This is a genomic window from Metalysinibacillus jejuensis (genome assembly GCF_003057615.1).
Classification (GTDB): Bacteria; Bacillota; Bacilli; order Bacillales_A; family Planococcaceae; genus Metalysinibacillus; species Metalysinibacillus jejuensis.
This window is the reverse complement of record NZ_QAFW01000002.1, coordinates 81184-100387: the sequence shown is the minus strand read 5'-3', so window position 1 is coordinate 100387 and position 19204 is coordinate 81184. Positions and strand designations below refer to the sequence as shown.

Annotated in this window: 18 protein-coding genes and 1 other annotated feature; all 18 genes read right to left on the bottom strand. The window is 39.8% G+C overall.

Annotation, left to right across the window (positions count from 1 at the left end; all coding sequences use genetic code 11):
- Positions 1-38 precede the first annotated feature (38 nt).
- Complete coding sequence (fusA, locus tag DDE80_RS01775) at positions 39-2117, bottom strand: elongation factor G (protein ID WP_108305976.1); 2079 nt, start codon at positions 2115-2117, stop codon at positions 39-41.
- Between the two features lie 43 nt (positions 2118-2160).
- Positions 2161-2631 carry a 30S ribosomal protein S7 gene (gene rpsG, locus DDE80_RS01770; RefSeq protein ID WP_036143368.1) on the bottom strand — a complete coding sequence of 157 codons (471 nt, stop codon included), beginning with the start codon at positions 2629-2631 and terminating at the stop codon, positions 2161-2163.
- 42 nt (positions 2632-2673) lie between these two features.
- On the bottom strand, positions 2674-3093 hold the full coding sequence (gene rpsL / locus DDE80_RS01765) for a 30S ribosomal protein S12 (protein WP_108305975.1): 420 nt from the start codon (positions 3091-3093) through the stop codon (positions 2674-2676).
- A 404-nt stretch (positions 3094-3497) separates the two neighbouring features.
- Positions 3498-7187, bottom strand: coding sequence for a DNA-directed RNA polymerase subunit beta' (gene rpoC / locus DDE80_RS01760; RefSeq protein WP_108305974.1), 3690 nt, complete (start codon positions 7185-7187; stop codon positions 3498-3500).
- A gap of 116 nt (positions 7188-7303) precedes the next feature.
- Complete coding sequence (rpoB, locus tag DDE80_RS01755) at positions 7304-10861, bottom strand: DNA-directed RNA polymerase subunit beta (protein WP_201261477.1); 3558 nt, start codon at positions 10859-10861, stop codon at positions 7304-7306.
- 230 nt (positions 10862-11091) lie between these two features.
- Positions 11092-11700: a class I SAM-dependent methyltransferase gene (locus DDE80_RS01750; RefSeq protein ID WP_108305972.1), complete on the bottom strand. Its 609-nt coding sequence runs from the start codon at positions 11698-11700 to the stop codon at positions 11092-11094.
- A 79-nt stretch (positions 11701-11779) separates the two neighbouring features.
- Positions 11780-12145, bottom strand: coding sequence for a 50S ribosomal protein L7/L12 (rplL, locus tag DDE80_RS01745; protein ID WP_108305971.1), 366 nt, complete (start codon positions 12143-12145; stop codon positions 11780-11782).
- Positions 12146-12211: 66 nt separating this feature from the next.
- Entirely contained in the window at positions 12212-12712 is a 501-nt protein-coding gene (rplJ, locus tag DDE80_RS01740; protein WP_108305970.1) for a 50S ribosomal protein L10, read from the bottom strand.
- A 32-nt stretch (positions 12713-12744) separates the two neighbouring features.
- Positions 12745-12887: a sequence feature (ribosomal protein L10 leader region), on the bottom strand.
- Positions 12888-12939: 52 nt separating this feature from the next.
- Positions 12940-13638 (bottom strand): 50S ribosomal protein L1, encoded by a 699-nt coding sequence (gene rplA, locus DDE80_RS01735; protein WP_108305969.1) that lies wholly within the window; start codon positions 13636-13638, stop codon positions 12940-12942.
- 129 nt (positions 13639-13767) lie between these two features.
- Positions 13768-14193 (bottom strand): 50S ribosomal protein L11, encoded by a 426-nt coding sequence (gene rplK, locus DDE80_RS01730; protein ID WP_036143343.1) that lies wholly within the window; start codon positions 14191-14193, stop codon positions 13768-13770.
- A gap of 177 nt (positions 14194-14370) precedes the next feature.
- Positions 14371-14901, bottom strand: coding sequence for a transcription termination/antitermination protein NusG (gene nusG / locus DDE80_RS01725; RefSeq protein ID WP_108305968.1), 531 nt, complete (start codon positions 14899-14901; stop codon positions 14371-14373).
- A gap of 104 nt (positions 14902-15005) precedes the next feature.
- Positions 15006-15191 carry a preprotein translocase subunit SecE gene (gene secE / locus DDE80_RS01720; protein WP_108305967.1) on the bottom strand — a complete coding sequence of 62 codons (186 nt, stop codon included), beginning with the start codon at positions 15189-15191 and terminating at the stop codon, positions 15006-15008.
- 44 nt (positions 15192-15235) lie between these two features.
- Entirely contained in the window at positions 15236-15382 is a 147-nt protein-coding gene (rpmG, locus tag DDE80_RS01715) for a 50S ribosomal protein L33 (RefSeq protein ID WP_108305966.1), read from the bottom strand.
- A 72-nt stretch (positions 15383-15454) separates the two neighbouring features.
- Positions 15455-16078 (bottom strand): RNA polymerase sporulation sigma factor SigH, encoded by a 624-nt coding sequence (sigH, locus tag DDE80_RS01710; RefSeq protein ID WP_108305965.1) that lies wholly within the window; start codon positions 16076-16078, stop codon positions 15455-15457.
- A 16-nt stretch (positions 16079-16094) separates the two neighbouring features.
- Positions 16095-16601 carry an NYN domain-containing protein gene (locus tag DDE80_RS01705; protein ID WP_108305964.1) on the bottom strand — a complete coding sequence of 169 codons (507 nt, stop codon included), beginning with the start codon at positions 16599-16601 and terminating at the stop codon, positions 16095-16097.
- Positions 16602-16606: 5 nt separating this feature from the next.
- Positions 16607-17356 (bottom strand): 23S rRNA (guanosine(2251)-2'-O)-methyltransferase RlmB, encoded by a 750-nt coding sequence (gene rlmB, locus DDE80_RS01700; RefSeq protein ID WP_108305963.1) that lies wholly within the window; start codon positions 17354-17356, stop codon positions 16607-16609.
- Positions 17353-17775: a Mini-ribonuclease 3 gene (locus DDE80_RS01695; RefSeq protein ID WP_282432373.1), complete on the bottom strand. Its 423-nt coding sequence runs from the start codon at positions 17773-17775 to the stop codon at positions 17353-17355. Before DDE80_RS01695 ends, rlmB begins: the two co-directional genes overlap by 4 nt.
- On the bottom strand, positions 17768-19174 hold the full coding sequence (cysS, locus tag DDE80_RS01690; RefSeq protein ID WP_108305962.1) for a cysteine--tRNA ligase: 1407 nt from the start codon (positions 19172-19174) through the stop codon (positions 17768-17770). The genes DDE80_RS01695 and cysS overlap by 8 nt, the downstream gene beginning before the upstream one ends.
- Between the last annotated feature and the right edge of the window lie 30 nt (positions 19175-19204).

Sequence of the window (19204 nt, the reverse complement as noted above, 5' to 3'; positions counted from 1 at the left end):
TACAAATTAGTTATACTTTATGCAAGATGAATTTTCAATTATTCACCTTTATTTTTTTTGATGATGTCTTCAGAGATCGATTTTGGTACTTCTTCATAGTGATCGAACACCATTGAGAATGTACCGCGACCTTGAGTTGAAGAACGTAAAGTAGTAGCGTAACCAAACATTTCTGCAAGTGGTACCATAGCGCGAACAACTTGAGCGTTACCGCGAGCTTCCATACCTTCTACGCGACCACGGCGAGAAGTGATGTTACCCATAACGTCACCAAGATATTCTTCTGGCATTACAACTTCTACTTTCATGATTGGCTCTAAAAGAACCGGATTACATTTAGAAACAGCGTTTTTCAGTGCCATAGATGCAGCAATTTTGAACGCCATTTCGTTTGAGTCTACATCATGGTAAGAACCATCATATAGTTTTGCTTTAATATCGATTAATGGGTAACCCGCAACGACACCATTGTTTAAAGAGTCACGAAGACCTGCTTCAACAGCTGGTACGTATTCACGTGGTACTACACCACCAACGATAGCGTTTTCGAATTCGAAACCTTTACCTTCTTCGTTAGGTGAGAATTCAATCCATACGTGACCGAATTGACCACGACCACCAGATTGGCGTACGAATTTACCCTCAACTTGCGCAGAGCTACGGAAAGTTTCACGGTAAGATACTTGTGGAGCACCCACGTTAGCATCTACTTTGAATTCACGACGCATACGGTCAACTAGGATATCAAGGTGAAGCTCACCCATACCTGAGATGATTGTTTGACCAGTTTCTTGGTCTGTATGCGCACGGAAAGTTGGGTCTTCTTCTTGTAGTTTAGCTAATGCTTGACCCATTTTATCTTGGTCAGCTTTAGATTTTGGTTCTACAGAAAGAGAGATTACTGGTTCTGGGAACTCCATTGATTCAAGGATTACTAGATCCTTTTCATCACAAAGTGTATCACCTGTACCTGTATCTTTAAGACCTACTGCTGCTGCGATATCCCCTGCGAATACTTCAGCAATTTCTTCACGAGAGTTAGCATGCATTTGTAGGATACGACCTACACGCTCACGCTTACCTTTTGAAGAGTTTTGTACGTATGAACCTGATTGTAAAACACCAGAGTACACACGGAAGAATGTAAGTTTACCTACGAATGGGTCAGTCATAACTTTAAACGCAAGAGCTGAGAATGGCTCTTCGTCTGAAGAGTGACGTACAACTTCTTCTTCTGAGTCTGGACGGATACCAGTAATAGCAGGTACGTCAGTTGGTGCTGGTAGGTAAGCTACTGCAGCATCTAACATTTTACGTACACCTTTGTGTTTGAATGCTGTACCACACATTACTGGGTAGAAATCTACAGCGATAGTAGCTTTACGGATAGCCGCAACTAACTCTTCTTTAGAGATTTCTTCACCAGCGAAGTATTTTTCCATGATGTCTTCGTTAACTTCAGCAATGCCTTCGATTAACTTTTCACGGTATTCTTCTGCTTGTGCTTTGTACTCTTCTGGAATTTCACCTTCAGTAACTTCTGTACCTAAGTCATTACCATAGAAAGTAGCATTCATTTCAACTAAGTCAATAATGCCGCGGAATTCATCTTCAGCACCGATTGGTAGTTGAATTGGATGAGCGTTAGCTTCTAAACGATCATGTAGTGTACCTACAGAGTAAAGGAAGTCAGCACCCATTTTGTCCATTTTATTAATAAATACGATACGTGGAACGCCATAAGTTGTAGCTTGACGCCATACTGTTTCAGTTTGTGGCTCAACACCTGATTGAGCATCAAGTACTGTTACAGCACCATCAAGTACACGTAATGAACGTTCAACTTCTACAGTGAAGTCTACGTGTCCTGGAGTATCGATAATGTTAATGCGGTGGTTGTTCCACTGAGCTGTTGTCGCAGCAGATGTGATTGTGATACCACGTTCTTGCTCTTGCTCCATCCAGTCCATTTGTGCGCCGCCGTCATGAGTTTCACCGATTTTATGAATTTTACCAGTGTAATAAAGGATACGCTCAGTTGTTGTTGTTTTACCAGCATCAATGTGAGCCATGATCCCAATATTACGTGTTTTCTCTAGTGAGAATTCGCGTTTCATAGGATATTTCTCCTTCCGAATTTTGGCTTACGCCGAATAGGAATTACCAGCGGTAGTGAGCGAATGCTTTGTTCGCTTCTGCCATTTTATGCATTTCTTCACGTTTCTTCACTGAAGCACCAGTGTTGTTAGAAGCGTCAAGGATTTCGTTAGCTAAACGCTCTTCCATTGTTTTTTCTCCGCGTAGACGAGAGTAGTTAACAATGTAGCGAAGACCTAAAGTTGTACGGCGTTCTGGACGAACTTCAACCGGTACTTGGTAGTTAGAACCACCAACACGACGAGCGCGAACTTCAAGAACTGGCATTACGTTGTCTAATGCAGTTTCAAATACTTCGATTGGATTTTCACCTGAACGTTCTTTAACTAATTCGAACGCACCGTATAAAATCTTTTGAGAAGTACCTTTTTTACCGTCAACCATCATTTTATTAATTAAACGAGTAACCAGTTTCGAATTATAAATTGGATCTGGTAACACGTCACGTTTGGAAACAGGACCTTTACGAGGCATGTGTTTTCCTCCTTTCAAATGGACTATCTAGTAGTCATAATCTTATTTCTTTTCTTTAGGCTTTTTAGCACCGTAGTGTGAACGTGATTGCATACGTCCTTGTACAGCTGCTGTATCAAGCGCACCACGTACAACATGGTAACGTACACCAGGTAAGTCTTTTACACGTCCGCCGCGAATAAGTACAACACTGTGTTCTTGTAGGTTGTGACCTTCGCCCGGGATATATGCGTTTACTTCGATTTGGTTAGTTAAGCGAACACGCGCATATTTACGTAAAGCTGAGTTAGGTTTTTTAGGCGTCATCGTACCAACACGTGTACAAACACCACGTTTTTGTGGAGAGTTAACTGAAGTTGGTGCTTTTTTGAAGCTATTGTAACCTCTGTTTAACGCTGGTGATTTTGATTTCGTGCTTTGTGATTTACGAGGCTTACGAACTAATTGATTGATTGTAGGCATCGATATGTCCTCCCTTCATTACATTTCTCTTAATCCACACATCCAGGTGGTTCATTTTTGGGTAAAAACAAAGTTTTTGTGTAAATCACACAAAAACAACTTTTGTAATTGAATAGCTAAGCTACAAATTATGCCAATATGCTTAAACTCAAATTAAGAGTAATTGGCATCTCGGTTGCTTTCGCGAAAGTAATGGCCAAACCAATTGCCCAGTCATCTTAAGCGAGAATAAGTCGTTATCGACCTTGTATGCTGTTGCTGCTTCAATCACTTGCTTTGTACCAATGACAGCTACACATAAAGTATAACTATCAACCCTAGATATATTATCATTTCTGAATTTCACTGTCAACTGTTTATAGCATGAAATAAAGAAGAGATGACAACATCTCTTCTTTATTTGTTTACTCAATAGGTGAAGCTTCTTGCTTTGGTGCTAAATCTTGTTCAATTTCAATTTGACGATAACGTTGCATACCAGTACCTGCTGGAACAAGTTTACCAATAATTACGTTCTCTTTAAGTCCTAGTAACTCATCACGCTTACCTTTAATCGCTGCATCTGTTAACACACGAGTTGTTTCTTGGAATGAAGCAGCCGATAAGAATGATTCTGTTTCTAGCGATGCTTTCGTAATACCTAGGATTACCGGGCGACAAGTCGCTGGGTTTTTACCTTTGATTACGATATCTGCGTTAGCATCAGCAAATTGGTGAATATCTAATAATGAACCTGGTAATAAGTCTGTATCGCCTGCTTCGATTACACGTACTTTACGTAACATTTGACGAACCATAACTTCAACGTGCTTATCACCGATTTCTACACCTTGCATACGATAAACTTTTTGTACTTCTTTTAATAAGTAATCTTGTACCGCAGCTACGTCTTTTACTTTTAATAATTGCTTTGGATCAATAGAACCTTCTGTCAAGCTTTGACCGCGCTCTACTGTATCGCCTTCTTGCACTTTTAAGCGTGCATTATAAGGTGCTTGATACTTGCGTGTCTCTACTTCACCTGTAATAGTAAGCTCTTTTAATCCTTCGCGAATTTCTTCGATTTCCGTTACAGTACCTGCAATTTCTGAGATAACTGCTTGACCTTTAGGGTTACGCGCTTCGAAAATCTCTTGGATACGTGGAAGACCTTGTGTAATGTCATCCCCAGCTACCCCACCTGTATGGAAGGTACGCATCGTTAACTGTGTACCTGGCTCACCGATAGATTGAGCAGCAATAATACCTACTGCTTCACCAACCTCAACGTTTTCACCAGTTGCCAAGTTAATACCGTAACATTTTTTACATACACCATGCTTTGTATTACATGTAAATGCCGAGCGGATTGTTACTTCCTCAATACCTAACTCCATAATTTTACGTGCAATATCTTGTGTAATTAAGCCATCTTTAGCTAATAGCACTTCATCTGTACCTGGTACAAAAATCGTTTTCTTCGTATGACGACCTACAATACGCTCATCTAACGTTTCAATTACTTCGCTACCTTCCATTAATGCGCCGATTGTTAAACCGCGGTCTGTGCCACAGTCGTCTTCTCGGACAATAACGTCTTGTGCTACGTCTACTAAACGACGTGTTAAGTAACCTGAATCGGCTGTTTTAAGTGCTGTATCGGCAAGACCTTTACGCGCACCATGAGTAGAAATGAAGTACTCTAAAACGGTTAAACCTTCACGGAAAGAAGACTTGATTGGTAACTCGATAATACGACCAGCCGGGTTGGCCATCAGACCACGCATACCAGCAAGTTGCGTAAAGTTAGATGCGTTACCACGGGCACCTGAGTCACTCATCATAAAGATTGGGTTCGTTTTATCAAGCGACTTCATAAGCTTAGCTTGAATATCATCTTTAGCCTTTGTCCAGCTAGCAATAACACGTTGATAGCGCTCGTCTTCTGTAATTAAACCGCGACGGAATTGCATTTGGACACGGTCAACTTGTTCTTGAGCAGTTTGTAAAATTTCACCTTTATTCGGTAATACTACGATATCAGATACACCTACAGTAATACCTGCTCGAGTAGAATACTTAAAGCCTAAATCTTTCATGCGGTCTAACATGCGAGATGTTTCTGTAATATGGAATCGCTTGAATACTTCAGCAATAATATTACCTAGGAACTTCTTACGGAATGGCGCCACTGCTGGTACTTCAGCAAAGTATTTCTTTAATACGGCTTGGCGTTGTGCTGCAATTTTCTCGTCTTCTGCTAGTGCTTGATAAGAAGTGTCTTGTTCAAGCTCTGCTAACATTTCTTCATCTACATTTAAGTTAACGAAGTATGTCATTGGCGTAGCTTCTTCTAAATTGTAATCTGTTGGTTCATTAATATATGGGAATGAAGCTGGTAAAATTTCATTAAAGATTACTTTACCTACAGAAGTTAATAAAAACTTGCTGTTTTGCTCTTCCGTAAATGTTTGGTTTTTAAGTGAACTTGCTTGCACAGCAATACGTGTGTGTAAATGTACATGACCATTTTGGTAAGCAATTAACACTTCATCTGTATCACTATAAATATTACCTTCACCACGTGCGCCTTCACGCTCTAAAGTTAAGTAATAGTTACCTAAAACCATATCTTGAGATGGCGTTACTACTGGTTTACCATCTTTCGGGTTTAGGATATTTTGTGCAGCTAGCATTAATAAACGTGCCTCGGCTTGTGCTTCAGCAGATAAAGGTACGTGAACAGCCATTTGGTCACCATCGAAGTCAGCGTTATAAGCTGTACATACTAACGGGTGTAAACGGATCGCACGACCTTCTACTAATGTTGGCTCAAACGCTTGAATACCGAGTCGGTGAAGCGTTGGTGCACGGTTTAATAATACCGGGTGCTCACGAATGACATCTTCAAGAACGTCCCATACATCATCATGTAAACGCTCAATTTTACGTTTAGCACTCTTAATATTATGAGCTAGACCACGGCCTACTAATTCTTTCATTACGAAAGGCTTAAATAATTCGATGGCCATTTCTTTTGGTAAACCACATTGGTACATTTTTAAGTTTGGACCTACAACGATAACCGAACGACCAGAGTAGTCAACACGTTTACCTAGTAAGTTTTGACGGAAACGACCTTGTTTACCTTTAAGCATATGAGATAACGATTTTAATGGACGGTTACCTGGACCAGTAACTGGACGACCACGACGACCATTGTCGATTAGTGCGTCTACTGCTTCTTGTAACATACGTTTTTCGTTTTGCACGATGATGCTAGGTGCACCAAGATCAAGCAGTCGTTTTAAACGGTTGTTACGGTTAATAACACGACGATATAAATCGTTTAAGTCAGATGTCGCAAAGCGTCCACCATCTAATTGAACCATTGGGCGAATTTCAGGTGGGATAACTGGTAGCACATCTAAAATCATCCATTCTGGCATATTTCCAGAATTACGGAATGACTCTACAACTTCAAGGCGTTTAATCGCACGCGTACGACGTTGACCTTGTGCTGTTTTTAATTCTTCTTTAAGTGCTGTCGTTTCTTCTTCTAAATCAATATTGCGCAGTAAGGTTTTGATTGCTTCTGCACCCATACCTGCTTGGAAGCTATCACCGTATTTATCTACACAGTAACGGTATTCTTTTTCAGATAGTAATTGTTTATACGTGATTTCAGGTACAGTACCTGGATCTGTTACAACGTAAGAAGCGAAGTAAATTACTTCTTCTAACGTACGTGGTGACATATCTAAAATAAGACCCATACGGCTTGGAATACCTTTAAAATACCAAATATGTGATACCGGTGCTGCTAATTCAATATGACCCATGCGTTCACGACGTACTTTAGCACGTGTTACTTCCACGCCACAACGGTCACAAACTACACCTTTATAACGTACACGTTTATATTTACCACAGTGACATTCCCAGTCTTTTGTAGGACCGAAAATACGCTCGCAGAATAATCCATCTTTTTCAGGCTTCAACGTTCGATAGTTAATTGTTTCAGGCTTTTTTACCTCACCGTATGACCATGAACGAATTTTATCAGGTGAAGCTAAACCGATTTTCATATACTCAAATTCATTAACGTCTATCAAGGAGCCTACCTCCCTCTAGTCTAAGTCTCTTGGACTTTATTATTCGTAGCTCAACAACTTTTAACGTACAACTTTATATTAAAAAGGGCGAGGCATGACGCACACGCCCTTTTAACTTACTCTACTGTTTCTTCTTTTTCTTGCGCTAAATTTAAAGCATTTGACGGTTGAATTTCGTCCTCTTCGTCTAAGTCACGAAGTTCAACTTCTTCGTCGTTAATCGTTAACATTTTAACGTCCATACCTAAACTTTGCAGTTCTTTAATTAATACTTTAAATGACTCTGGAACGCCTGGTTCTGGAACGCTTTCACCTTTAACAATTGCTTCGTATGTTTTAACACGTCCTACGACGTCATCCGATTTTACTGTTAAAATTTCTTGTAATGTGTAAGCAGCACCATAAGCTTCAAGTGCCCAAACCTCCATCTCACCGAAACGTTGTCCACCAAATTGAGCTTTACCGCCCAGTGGTTGTTGTGTAACAAGTGAGTATGGTCCAGTAGAACGAGCATGAAGTTTATCATCAACCATGTGGGCTAATTTAATCATGTACATGATACCTACAGAAACGCGGTTATCAAATGGTTCGCCTGAGCGTCCATCATACAAAATTGTTTTACCATCACGGTTCATACCTGCTTCTTCCATCGTCTCCCAAACGTCTTCTTCATTAGCACCATCAAATACTGGTGTTGCCATATGAACGCCTAAGTAACGAGCTGCCATACCTAAATGTAACTCTAATACTTGTCCGATGTTCATACGAGAAGGTACGCCTAATGGGTTTAACATGATATCAACTGGTGTGCCGTCTGGCATAAATGGCATATCTTCTTCTGGAAGGATACGAGAGATAACACCTTTGTTACCATGTCGTCCGGCCATTTTATCACCAACACGGATTTTACGTTTTTGTACGATATATACACGTACTAATTGGTTAACACCCGGTGGTAATTCGTCTCCATCTTCACGGTTGAAGACTTTAACGTCTAGTACAATACCGCCTGCACCGTGTGGAACGCGTAGTGATGTATCACGTACTTCACGTGCTTTTTCACCGAAGATTGCATGTAGTAAGCGCTCTTCAGCTGTAAGCTCAGTAACACCTTTAGGCGTAACTTTACCTACTAAAATATCACCATCACGCACCTCAGCACCAATGCGAATAATACCACGATCGTCTAAGTTACGAAGTGCTTCTTCACCAACGTTAGGAATATCGCGTGTAATTTCTTCAGGTCCTAATTTTGTATCACGTGATTCTGATTCGTATTCTTCAATATGAATAGATGTGTATACATCATCTTTAACTAGGCGTTCACTCATGATGATCGCATCCTCATAGTTAAAGCCATCCCACGTCATGAATGCAACAAGCACGTTACGGCCTAATGCTAATTCGCCAAGTTCCATCGAAGGACCATCAGCTAAAATATCAAGCGGCTTAACGCGGTCACCAACCTTAACGATTGGACGTTGGTTATAAGATGTACCTTGGTTTGAACGAATAAATTTTTGTAATTTATACGTTGTTAAATCGCCTTTCACTTCTTTGCCGTCGCTAATTTCAATACGACGAACTAAGATTTGACGCGCTTCAACATGTTCAACAATACCATCATATTTAGCTACAACCGCAGCACCTGAGTCACGCGCGTCCACATGCTCCATACCAGTACCAACGAATGGCGCTTCTGGATTTAATAACGGAACAGCTTGACGTTGCATGTTTGCACCCATAAGTGCACGGTTAGAGTCATCGTTTTCTAAGAACGGAATACATGCTGTCGCAGCTGAAACAACTTGTTTCGGTGAAACGTCCATGTAATCGATTTTCTCTTTATTAAACACCGTGTTATCACCACGGAAACGTCCTACTACTTCATCGTTTGCAAATGTGCCATCTGGATTTAAAGTAGAATTGGCTTGCGCAACGTAGTAATTATCTTCTTCGTCAGCTGTTAAGTAATCAATGTGCTCCGTCACTTGACCAGTTTCATGATCAACACGACGATATGGTGTTTCGATAAAGCCAAATTTATTCACTTTGGCAAATGATGATAGCGAGTTAATTAAACCAATGTTCGGGCCCTCTGGCGTTTCAATTGGACACATACGACCATAGTGAGAGTAGTGAACGTCACGTACTTCGAAACCAGCACGCTCACGTGTTAAACCACCAGGTCCTAATGCTGATAGACGACGTTTATGCGTTAACTCGGCTAACGGGTTTGTTTGGTCCATGAATTGCGATAATTGAGAGCTACCAAAGAACTCTTTAATTGATGCAATTACAGGACGAATATTAATTAGCTGCTGTGGCATAATTGCAGCTGTATCATTAATTGACATACGTTCTTTTACTACACGCTCCATACGAGATAAACCGATACGGAATTGATTTTGTAGCAACTCACCTACAGAACGAAGACGACGATTACCTAAATGGTCAATATCATCTGTTGTTCCTACTTTGTAAAGCAAGTTAAAGAAGTAGCTAATTGATGAAATAATATCAGCTGGTGTAATATTTTTAACGTCTTCTGTAATGTAACCATTACTAATTACGTTGATTTCTTTTTGTGTATCATCTTTAGGCGCATAAATTTTAATCGTTTGAATATCAATATCTTCTTCTAATACGCCATTTACTTGGCTAATTGATTCGATACCGATACGTTTATTAGCATCCTCTAAGTAAGGTAAAATGCGGTTTAACGTACGACGATCTAATAATGTACCTTCTTCAACTAAAATCTCACCTGTTTCAGGGTCGATTAAGTCTTGTGCAATCGTTTGGTTGAATAAACGATTTTTAATGTGTAATTTTTTATTCATTTTATAACGTCCAACATTAGCTAAATCATAACGTTTAGCATCGAAGAAACGTGAGAATAATAAACTTTTAGCACTTTCTACAGTTGGTGGTTCGCCTGGGCGTAAACGCTCATAGATTTCTAATAGCGCTTTTTCTGTACCTTCTGTATTGTCTTTTTCTAGTGTATTACGCAAGTACTCATTATCACCGATTACATCGATGATTTCTTGATCTGAGCTTAAGCCTAGCGCACGTAACAATACTGTTACTGGCAATTTACGTGTACGGTCAATACGCACATAAACTACGTCTTTCGCATCTGTCTCATACTCTAACCATGCACCACGGTTAGGAATAACAGTTGCTCCAAAACCACGTTTACCATTTTTATCTGTTTTATCATGGAAATAAACGCTTGGAGAACGCACTAACTGAGATACGATTACACGTTCAGCACCATTGATGATGAATGTACCCGTCTCTGTCATTAATGGGAAATCTCCCATAAATACTTCTTGCTCTTTCACTTCGTCTGTTTCTCGGATATACAGTCGCACTTTCACACGCAGTGGTGCTGCGTATGTTACATCGCGCTCTTTACTTTCATCGACGTCATATTTAGGTTCCCCTAACTTATAATCGATGAATTCTAACGACAGATTGCCTGTAAAATCCTCAATTGGTGAAATGTCTTTAAACATTTCACGTAAACCTTCTTCAAGGAACCACTCATAAGATGCTGTTTGAATTTCAATTAAATTCGGAAGCTCAAGCACCTCTTTAATACGCGCAAAACTTCTGCGCTGGCGGTGTTGTCCGTATTGAACTAGTTGACCTGTCAACTCATTCACCCCTCATTAAAGCGATAATGGGTCTTTTCAAAAACATAGATATAGTGTATGATTTCGAAAGACAAAAAGAAAACGAGCCTTACCAAAATAAGACCGCATTTTCGGTTAACCAAACATTATGTTACTTGGTAATATGCTCCTTTATAAAAAAGGGCATACGACCTCAAAATAATAATTTTGCATTTTATTATGTTATCATAATTGATTTGTCAAGTCAATAATATTGACTATTACGCTGTTTTAACAGCTTTTACAATCCAATAACCTTTTTTCTTTTCTATTACGGCTACTTCTCCGAATAACTCTTCTAAATAGGCAACTGTTGAAGGTGCGCCTTGCTTCTTTTGGATAACCACCCACAACTCTCCACCCTCTACAAGTAAAGTATATGCCCCTTTATAAAAACGAAACACTGTCTCTTTCCCTGCACGAATCGGCGGATTAGTAATGACTGCTGCTATTTGCTGGTCATCGGACACCGCAGATAGTCCATCACTTGAATATATGCGTACATTTTGAATCCCGTTTTGCTGTGCATTTTTACGACTTAAATCCAGTGCACGTTCATTGACATCGACCATCTGTACTTGACGTTCGGGATATGTTTTAGCCATCGACAAACCGATCGGTCCATAACCACAACCAACATCGAGTAAATCACCTTCTACTTCAGGTAACTCGAAAGCATCGATGAGCACGCGGGAACCAAAATCTACCTCGCTTTTACTAAAAACACCCGCATCGGTTGCAAACGTAAACGTATGTCCTAACAGAGTAAACTGGAAATGCTGAGGTTTACTTTCCACTTTAGGCTGGTTTGAGTAATAATGTTCAGACATCGTTTCGTCCTCCTTAAAATAAAATGAAGAAAAGCTCGCCACAAATAATGACGAGCTTTCTTTTTTTGTTCAAAAAGAATTACTTAAGTTCTGCAGATGCGCCTACTTCTTCAAGTTTAGCTTTCATTTCTTCTGCTTCTTCTTTAGCAACGCCCTCTTTAAGAGCTTTTGGAGCGTTGTCTACTAATTCTTTAGCTTCTTTTAAGCCTAAACCAGTGATTTCACGAACCACTTTGATTACTTTAATTTTTTGAGCGCCAGCTGACTCAAGAACTACGTCGAATTCTGTTTTTTCAGCTGCAGCGTCGCCGCCACCAGCGCCACCCATAACTGCTACAGGAGCAGCTGCAGTAACACCGAATTCTTCTTCGATTGCTTTTACTAAATCGTTTAACTCAAGAACTGTCATAGCTTTGATAGCTTCTAAGATTTGATCTTTGTTCATTATAATTTCCTCCTAATTGGATGTTGTTTTAGTATGCAACATTATGCTGCATTTACGAAGCAAGACTTACGCGCCTTGTTCTTCTTTTTGTTCTGCAACAGCTTTTGTTGCAAGAGCGAAGTTGCGTACTGGAGCTTGTAGTACAGATAAAAGCATAGATAGTAGACCTTCGCGTGATGGAAGTTCTGCAAGTGCTTTAATGTCTTCAGCTGAAGATACGTTACCTTCGATAATACCTGCTTTAATTTCTAATTGTTCGTTAGCTTTAGCGAAATCGTTAATGATTTTAGCTGGTGCTACAACGTCTTCATTAGAGAAAGCGATAGCGTTTGGACCAGTTAAGAATTCATTGATACCTTCAAATCCTTCTTGTTCTGCTGCACGGCGAGTAAGTGAGTTTTTGTAAACTTTGTATTCAACACCAGCTTCGCGTAATTGTTTACGTAATTCAGTAACTTGAGCTACTGTTAAACCACGGTAGTCAACTACTACTACAGAAGCAGCTGATTTGAATTTCTCAGCGATTTCTTGAACTTGACCTTTTTTAATTTCAATTGCTTGGCTCATCTTGATGACACCTCCTATTTAGAATGGGTCATTTATACCGAAAAAAGCCCCTACATCTCGAGCAGACATAGAGGCAGAATATCATCATCTTAAAAAGAATCTGAATTCCGTTGTCCTCGGTAGGAAATTAAGTGACTAGCACGCCTACTGTCTACGGTACAAATGGATGATTCACAACGGTGCTAATAATAACAAATTATATAGCACCTGTCAATCATATTTATATATTATTTTACTTCTACTGATGCTGTATCAATTTTGATAGCAGGACCCATTGTAGTTGTAACGTTTACTGACTTCATGTAAGTACCTTTTGCAGAAGCAGGCTTAGCTTTAGCTACTACGTCAAATACCGCTTTAAAGTTTTCAACTAATTTTTCAGCGTCAAATGATGCTTTACCGATTGGTGCGTGGATGATACCCGCTTTTTCAGCACGGTATTCTACTTTACCAGCTTTGATTTCTTCGATAGCTTTTGCTACGTCGAAAGTAACTGTGCCAGTTTTAGGGTTTGGCATTAAACCTTTAGGTCCTAATACGCGACCAAGTTTACCAACTTCACCCATCATGTCTGGTGTTGCAACGATAACGTCGAAATCGAACCAGCCACCTTGGATTTTTTGGATGTACTCTGCATCGCCTACGTAGTCTGCACCAGCAGCTTCAGCTTCTTTAAGTTTTTCACCTTTAGCGAAAACTAATACTTTTTGTGTTTTACCAGTACCGTTTGGTAGCACTACTGCACCACGGATTTGTTGGTCATTTTTACGAGTGTCAATTCCTAAACGGAATGCAACTTCAACTGTAGCGTCAAAGTTAACTGTGCTCGTTTTTTTCGCTAATTCCATTGCTTCTTCAACAGAATATACAGCGTTGCGGTCGATTAATTTAGCCGCTTCTTGTAGCTTTTTACCTTTTTTAGCCATTGTATGTTTTCCTCCTTGATTGTGGTTTTAACGGATTTTACCTCCCACGAATAAAGGTTGCGCGTTTACAAAAGAAACTCCGCAACCTCCAAAAACAATTACTTCATCAAGTGAATTGAGTAGTAAAAATTAGTCTTCAATCGTGATACCCATGCTTCGTGCAGTACCTTCAACCATTAACATTGCAGCTTCTACTGATGCAGCATTAAGGTCTGGCATTTTTGTTTCAGCGATTTCGCGAACTTTATCACGTTTAACCGTTGCTACTTTGTTACGGTTAGGTTCACCAGATCCCTTTTGAACGCCAGCTGCTACTTTAAGTAACACTGCTGCGGGTGGAGTTTTCGTAATGAAAGTGAATGAACGGTCCTCGAATACTGAAATTTCAACTGGAATAATAAGACCAGCTTGATCTGCAGTACGCGCATTGAACTCTTTACAGAATCCCATGATGTTTACACCTGCTTGACCTAATGCAGGACCAACCGGTGGAGCTGGGTTAGCTTTACCAGCAGGAATTTGAAGTTTTACAACTTTAGTAACTTTTTTAGCCACGAGACACACCTCCTTAAGTCCGTGATGTGGTAATTGGGTTGCCCCTCCCACTCATATCTGTCTGTCAGCCTATAAACTGATAACATTTAAACATATAAAATCTGACCCACTTAAAAGTGACGGTCTGACCTATGAAATGATACCACTTTTATTTTATGTTAGCAAGTCATTTTATCTTTAAACTTTAGTAACTTGTGCAAAGCTAAGTTCCATGTTTGTTTCGCGCCCAAACATGTCAACGATTACCGTTAATAACTCTTCTTCGGTATTAACCGCTTCAACTTTACCTTGGAAGTGCGCAAATGGCCCTTCTAGTACTTCTACTAAATCACCAACAACAATATCAGCGCCAACATCTTCTGTCATACCCATCTGATCAAGTAAACGTGAAACTTCATCAGGTAATAATGGCGTTGGTTTCGCGCCGCCACCTGAAGAGCCGATAAAGCCTGTAACCCCTGGCGTATTTCGTACGACGTACCAAGAATCATCTGTCATAATAAGCTCAACTAATACGTAACCCGGGAACACTTTACGCATATATGTTTTTTTCTTACCATCTTTAATTTCCGTTTCTTCACGTTCAGGAACTACTACACGGAAAATTTTATCCGTCATCCCCATCGTTTCTACTCGTTTTTCTAAGTTTTGCTTTACTCGGTTTTCATAACCTGAATACGTATGAACGACGTACCAATTTTTCTCCATAATTATATAGGACTGCTCGTCCGTCCCTCCTTAGTTTTATGTTTAAACAAATGAAAAAACCCGTATGTTGTGACGGGCTATTTCATAACTACTATTTTATTTCATCACAGTGAGTAGAACCATTTCATGAACTGCGAAATACCAAAGTCGACTACTGCAAAAAACGCCGCCATAAATACTACTGTCGAAATTACGACAAGCGTGTATTTAGTGAGTTCCTTGCGCTTAGGCCAACTTGTTTTACGCATTTCAGAGCCGACTTCACGTAAAAACTGCATAATTTTATTCATGCTTCCTTACCTCCGAACAGCTTAAAATACTATACTATATTTCACTATACCGTTTGTTTATGCACCGTATGCTCATTGCAGTGAGAACAATACTTTTTTATTATGATGCGCTTCGTAGCATCTTTTTTAGCAGGTATAGAATAATTTCTTGACCCACACTTCTCACAACTTAGAGCGACTTTATTTGCCATGTCATCACCTTTTCGGCACTTAGTCTTTTAAAGACTATCACCTTACTTTCATGCTGTCAATAAAGTGTAAAACTATCCGAGAATTTCTGCCACCTCGATATGTTGCCCTAATTTACGTTTTACGCGTTGCAATGCATTGTCAATTGACTTAACATGACGGTCAAGTTGCTCTGAAATTTCACCGTATGTTTGCCCATCTAAGTATAGCGCGAGCACACGCTGTTCTAAATCGCTTAGGACCTCGCTCATTTTCAGCTCTAAGTAAGCTTGTTGTTCCTGTTGAAGCATGACGTGTTCTGGCTCAATCGCTTCAGGACCTACCATCGTTTCAACTAACGTTTTCTCTGAATCTTCTTCATAAATTGGTTTGTCTAATGACACATAAGAATTGAGCGGCATATGTTTTTGTCTAGTTGCGGTTTTAATTGCCGTAATGATTTGTCTCGTCACACATAATTCTGCAAACACACGAAACGACGCATTTTTGTCATCGCGGTAGTCACGAATTGCTTTATATAAACCTATCATACCTTCTTGTATAATATCTTCACGATCTGCGCCAATTAAAAAATATGTTTTTGCTTTTGTCAAAACAAGTACTTTATATTTTTTTATAATATAGTCTAATGCTTCTACATTACCTTGTTGAATCAATTCAACTACTTGTTCGTCTGTCAATGCTTTAAAATCCATCATTTAACGCCACCCGCTTTCATAACCCTCTACGAATTCGTTCTAGCTTCTCCATAACAGTTTCTGAAACATCTAACCCAGTACGGCGGGCTACTTTCGTTTTTTCCACGTCAGCAGCAATAGCCTTTTTAGCTATGCCCACTTCGATTTCTAATTCCCTTGCTGATTTACGAAGCGCCCCATTACCAAATACTACATTTTGCTCAGTCATATCAGAAGTCGCAACGTGGATTTGCACTTGTCTGCCTTTTAATTCATTTGATAATTTCTCAATATGCTCATCAGCTGTTTCATTTTTAGCGGTATAAATCACTTCTACCCCACTTTGTCGGTATTGACTCTTCTTCCCTTGCACTAAATACGCGTCAAATACCACAATTACACGTATACCTTTAGCGGCTTGATATTCTGCTAGCAACTCTACCAACCGATTACGAGCTGCTTCAAAGTCAACTTCTCGTAACTTTTTTAACGTTGGCCAATCGCCAATCATATTATAGCCGTCAACAAGAAGAATATGTTTCATCGCAATTATTCTTCTTGTCGTTTACGATATACTTCATACATCAGTAAAGCTGCAGCTACTGACGCATTTAGCGAGGTTACGTGACCCACCATTGGTAAATGGTACAAAAAATCGCACTTATCTTTTAATATACGACTCATGCCTTTACCTTCACTTCCAATAATAACAGCTAATGGTAAAGTTGCGTCCATCTTTCGATAATCTACAGATTTCTTTGCATCTGTACCCGCAATCCATATACCGCGTTCTTTTAATGTATCTACCGTTTGTGATAAGTTATTCACGCGCACAACAGGCACATGTTCGATAGCACCCGTCGATGCTTTTGCCACTACAGATGTTAAACCTACTGCGCGACGTTTTGGAATAATAATGCCATGCACACCTACAGCATCTGCTGTACGCATAATTGAGCCTAAGTTATGAGGGTCTTCTAACTCATCTAGCAACAAGATGAATGGATCTTCGCCTTTCGCCTGTGCAGCAGAAAAAATATCTTCTAACTCCGCATAATCATAAGCAGCTACTGCCGCGACAATACCTTGGTGGTTATCGTTATTAGCTAACTGCTCTACTTTTTTCTTAGGTACGAATTGTACGAGAACTCCGCGCTCTCTTGCTAAATCTAATAATTCGTTAACCCCCGTCTTTTTAACGCCTTCTGCAATAAAAATTTTGTTAATCTCTCTACCAGCGCGCAGTGCTTCTAATACGGGGTTTTTCCCACAAATCATTTCGCTTTGTTGTTCACTCATTTTTTACTTTCTCCTTCCATTTGCTCACATATTTCAATAGTGCGATCTATAATTTCATCAGCACGCGCATGCTCATCTTGCAAAAATAAACTTCCTAGTACCGCTTCATACCCTGAGCTGTTGCGGTATGTCCGAACATCCGTGTTTTTAGGAACTGTTCCTGACTTCGCATTACGTCCACGTTTAAACGTCGCAATTTCTTGCTCCGTCAAAAAACCTTCTGCTAATAGCTGTTGCACAACTGAAGACTGTGCCTTAGCTGATACATACTTCGTTGCTTCTTTATGCAGTGTGTTAGGCTTGACTCTACCGCTATGTAATAGATGAGCGCGAATGCGCCCTTCTAATACTGCATCCCCCATGTAAGCTAGCGCCAAAGCATTGAGTTGTAACACATCACTTTTGCGTAGTTTACTCACTTAGTGAACCTCGTTTCCAACGTGTACCTTGACGCGTATCTTCTAAAATGATGCCTTTCGCTTGTAGTAAATCACGAATTTCATCTGAGCGTGCAAAATCTTTGTTTTTACGCGCATCGATACGCTCTTGAATAAGTTGCTCTACTTCCTCATCTAGTAAAGTCTCTTCAACAAGTACTAAGCCTAAAACATCACTTAATTTTTCTAGCACAGCAAGGAATTTTTCTAACACTTCTTTTGATGTATTGTCTTCTTGTAAATATACATTCGCTAAGCGGGCTAATTCAAACAATACTGAAATAGCATTCGCTGTATTAAAGTCATCATCCATCGCTAACTCAAAAGCTTCTTGTTGTTGGGCAATTTGTGTAAGCCAGTCACCAGCTGGTACGACATCCGTTGTAGCTGTTAGGCGGTGCGCTACGTTAGCATAGGCTGTTTTAATACGTTCGAAGCTCGTAGCTGCTGCATCAACTAAATCTTTAGCAAAGTTAATCGGATGACGGTAATGTACTGATAACATAAAGAAGCGCAGCACTTGTGGGTCAATTTTTTTGCGAATATCATTAACTAATACAAAGTTGCCTAATGACTTAGACATTTTCTCATTATCAATGTTAATGTAGCCATTATGCATCCAATAGCGGGCAAATGTTTTATCATTATGTGCTTCAGATTGTGCAATCTCATTCTCATGGTGGGGAAATGTTAAGTCTTGTCCGCCCGCATGAATATCAATTGTATCTCCTAAATGCTCACGCGCCATTACTGAACACTCGATATGCCATCCAGGTCGTCCAGCCCCCCAAGGACTATCCCATGAAATTTCTCCTGGTTTCGCTGCTTTCCATAATGCAAAGTCAAGGGCATCTTCTTTCTTTTCACCTGCTTCGATACGTGCGCCTACTTTTAAATCATCAATCGATTGATGTGACAATTTACCATAACCATTAAACTTGCGCGTACGGTAATACACATCACCTTGCGACTCATAAGCATAACCCTTGTCTACTAGCACTTTAATAAACTCAATGATATCTTGCATATGATCCATTACACGTGGATGAGCATCTGCTTTTTTACAACCTAGTGCTGTAACGTCTTCAAAGTATGCATTAATAAAGCGTTCTGTTAACGTCGAAACTTCCTCGCCTAACTCATTTGCTGCTTTAATAATTTTATCATCAACATCCGTAAAGTTAGACACGTATGTCACATCATAACCGCGGTATTGCAAGTAGCGACGTACTGTATCATAAACAATTACAGGTCGAGCATTACCAATATGGATGTAGTTATAAACTGTAGGGCCACATACATACATCTTTACTTTGCCCTCTTCCATAGGAACGAACACTTCTTTTTCACGCGATAACGTATTAAAAATTTTGATTGCCATTTTATTCTCTCCCTTTTATAAAATAAAAAC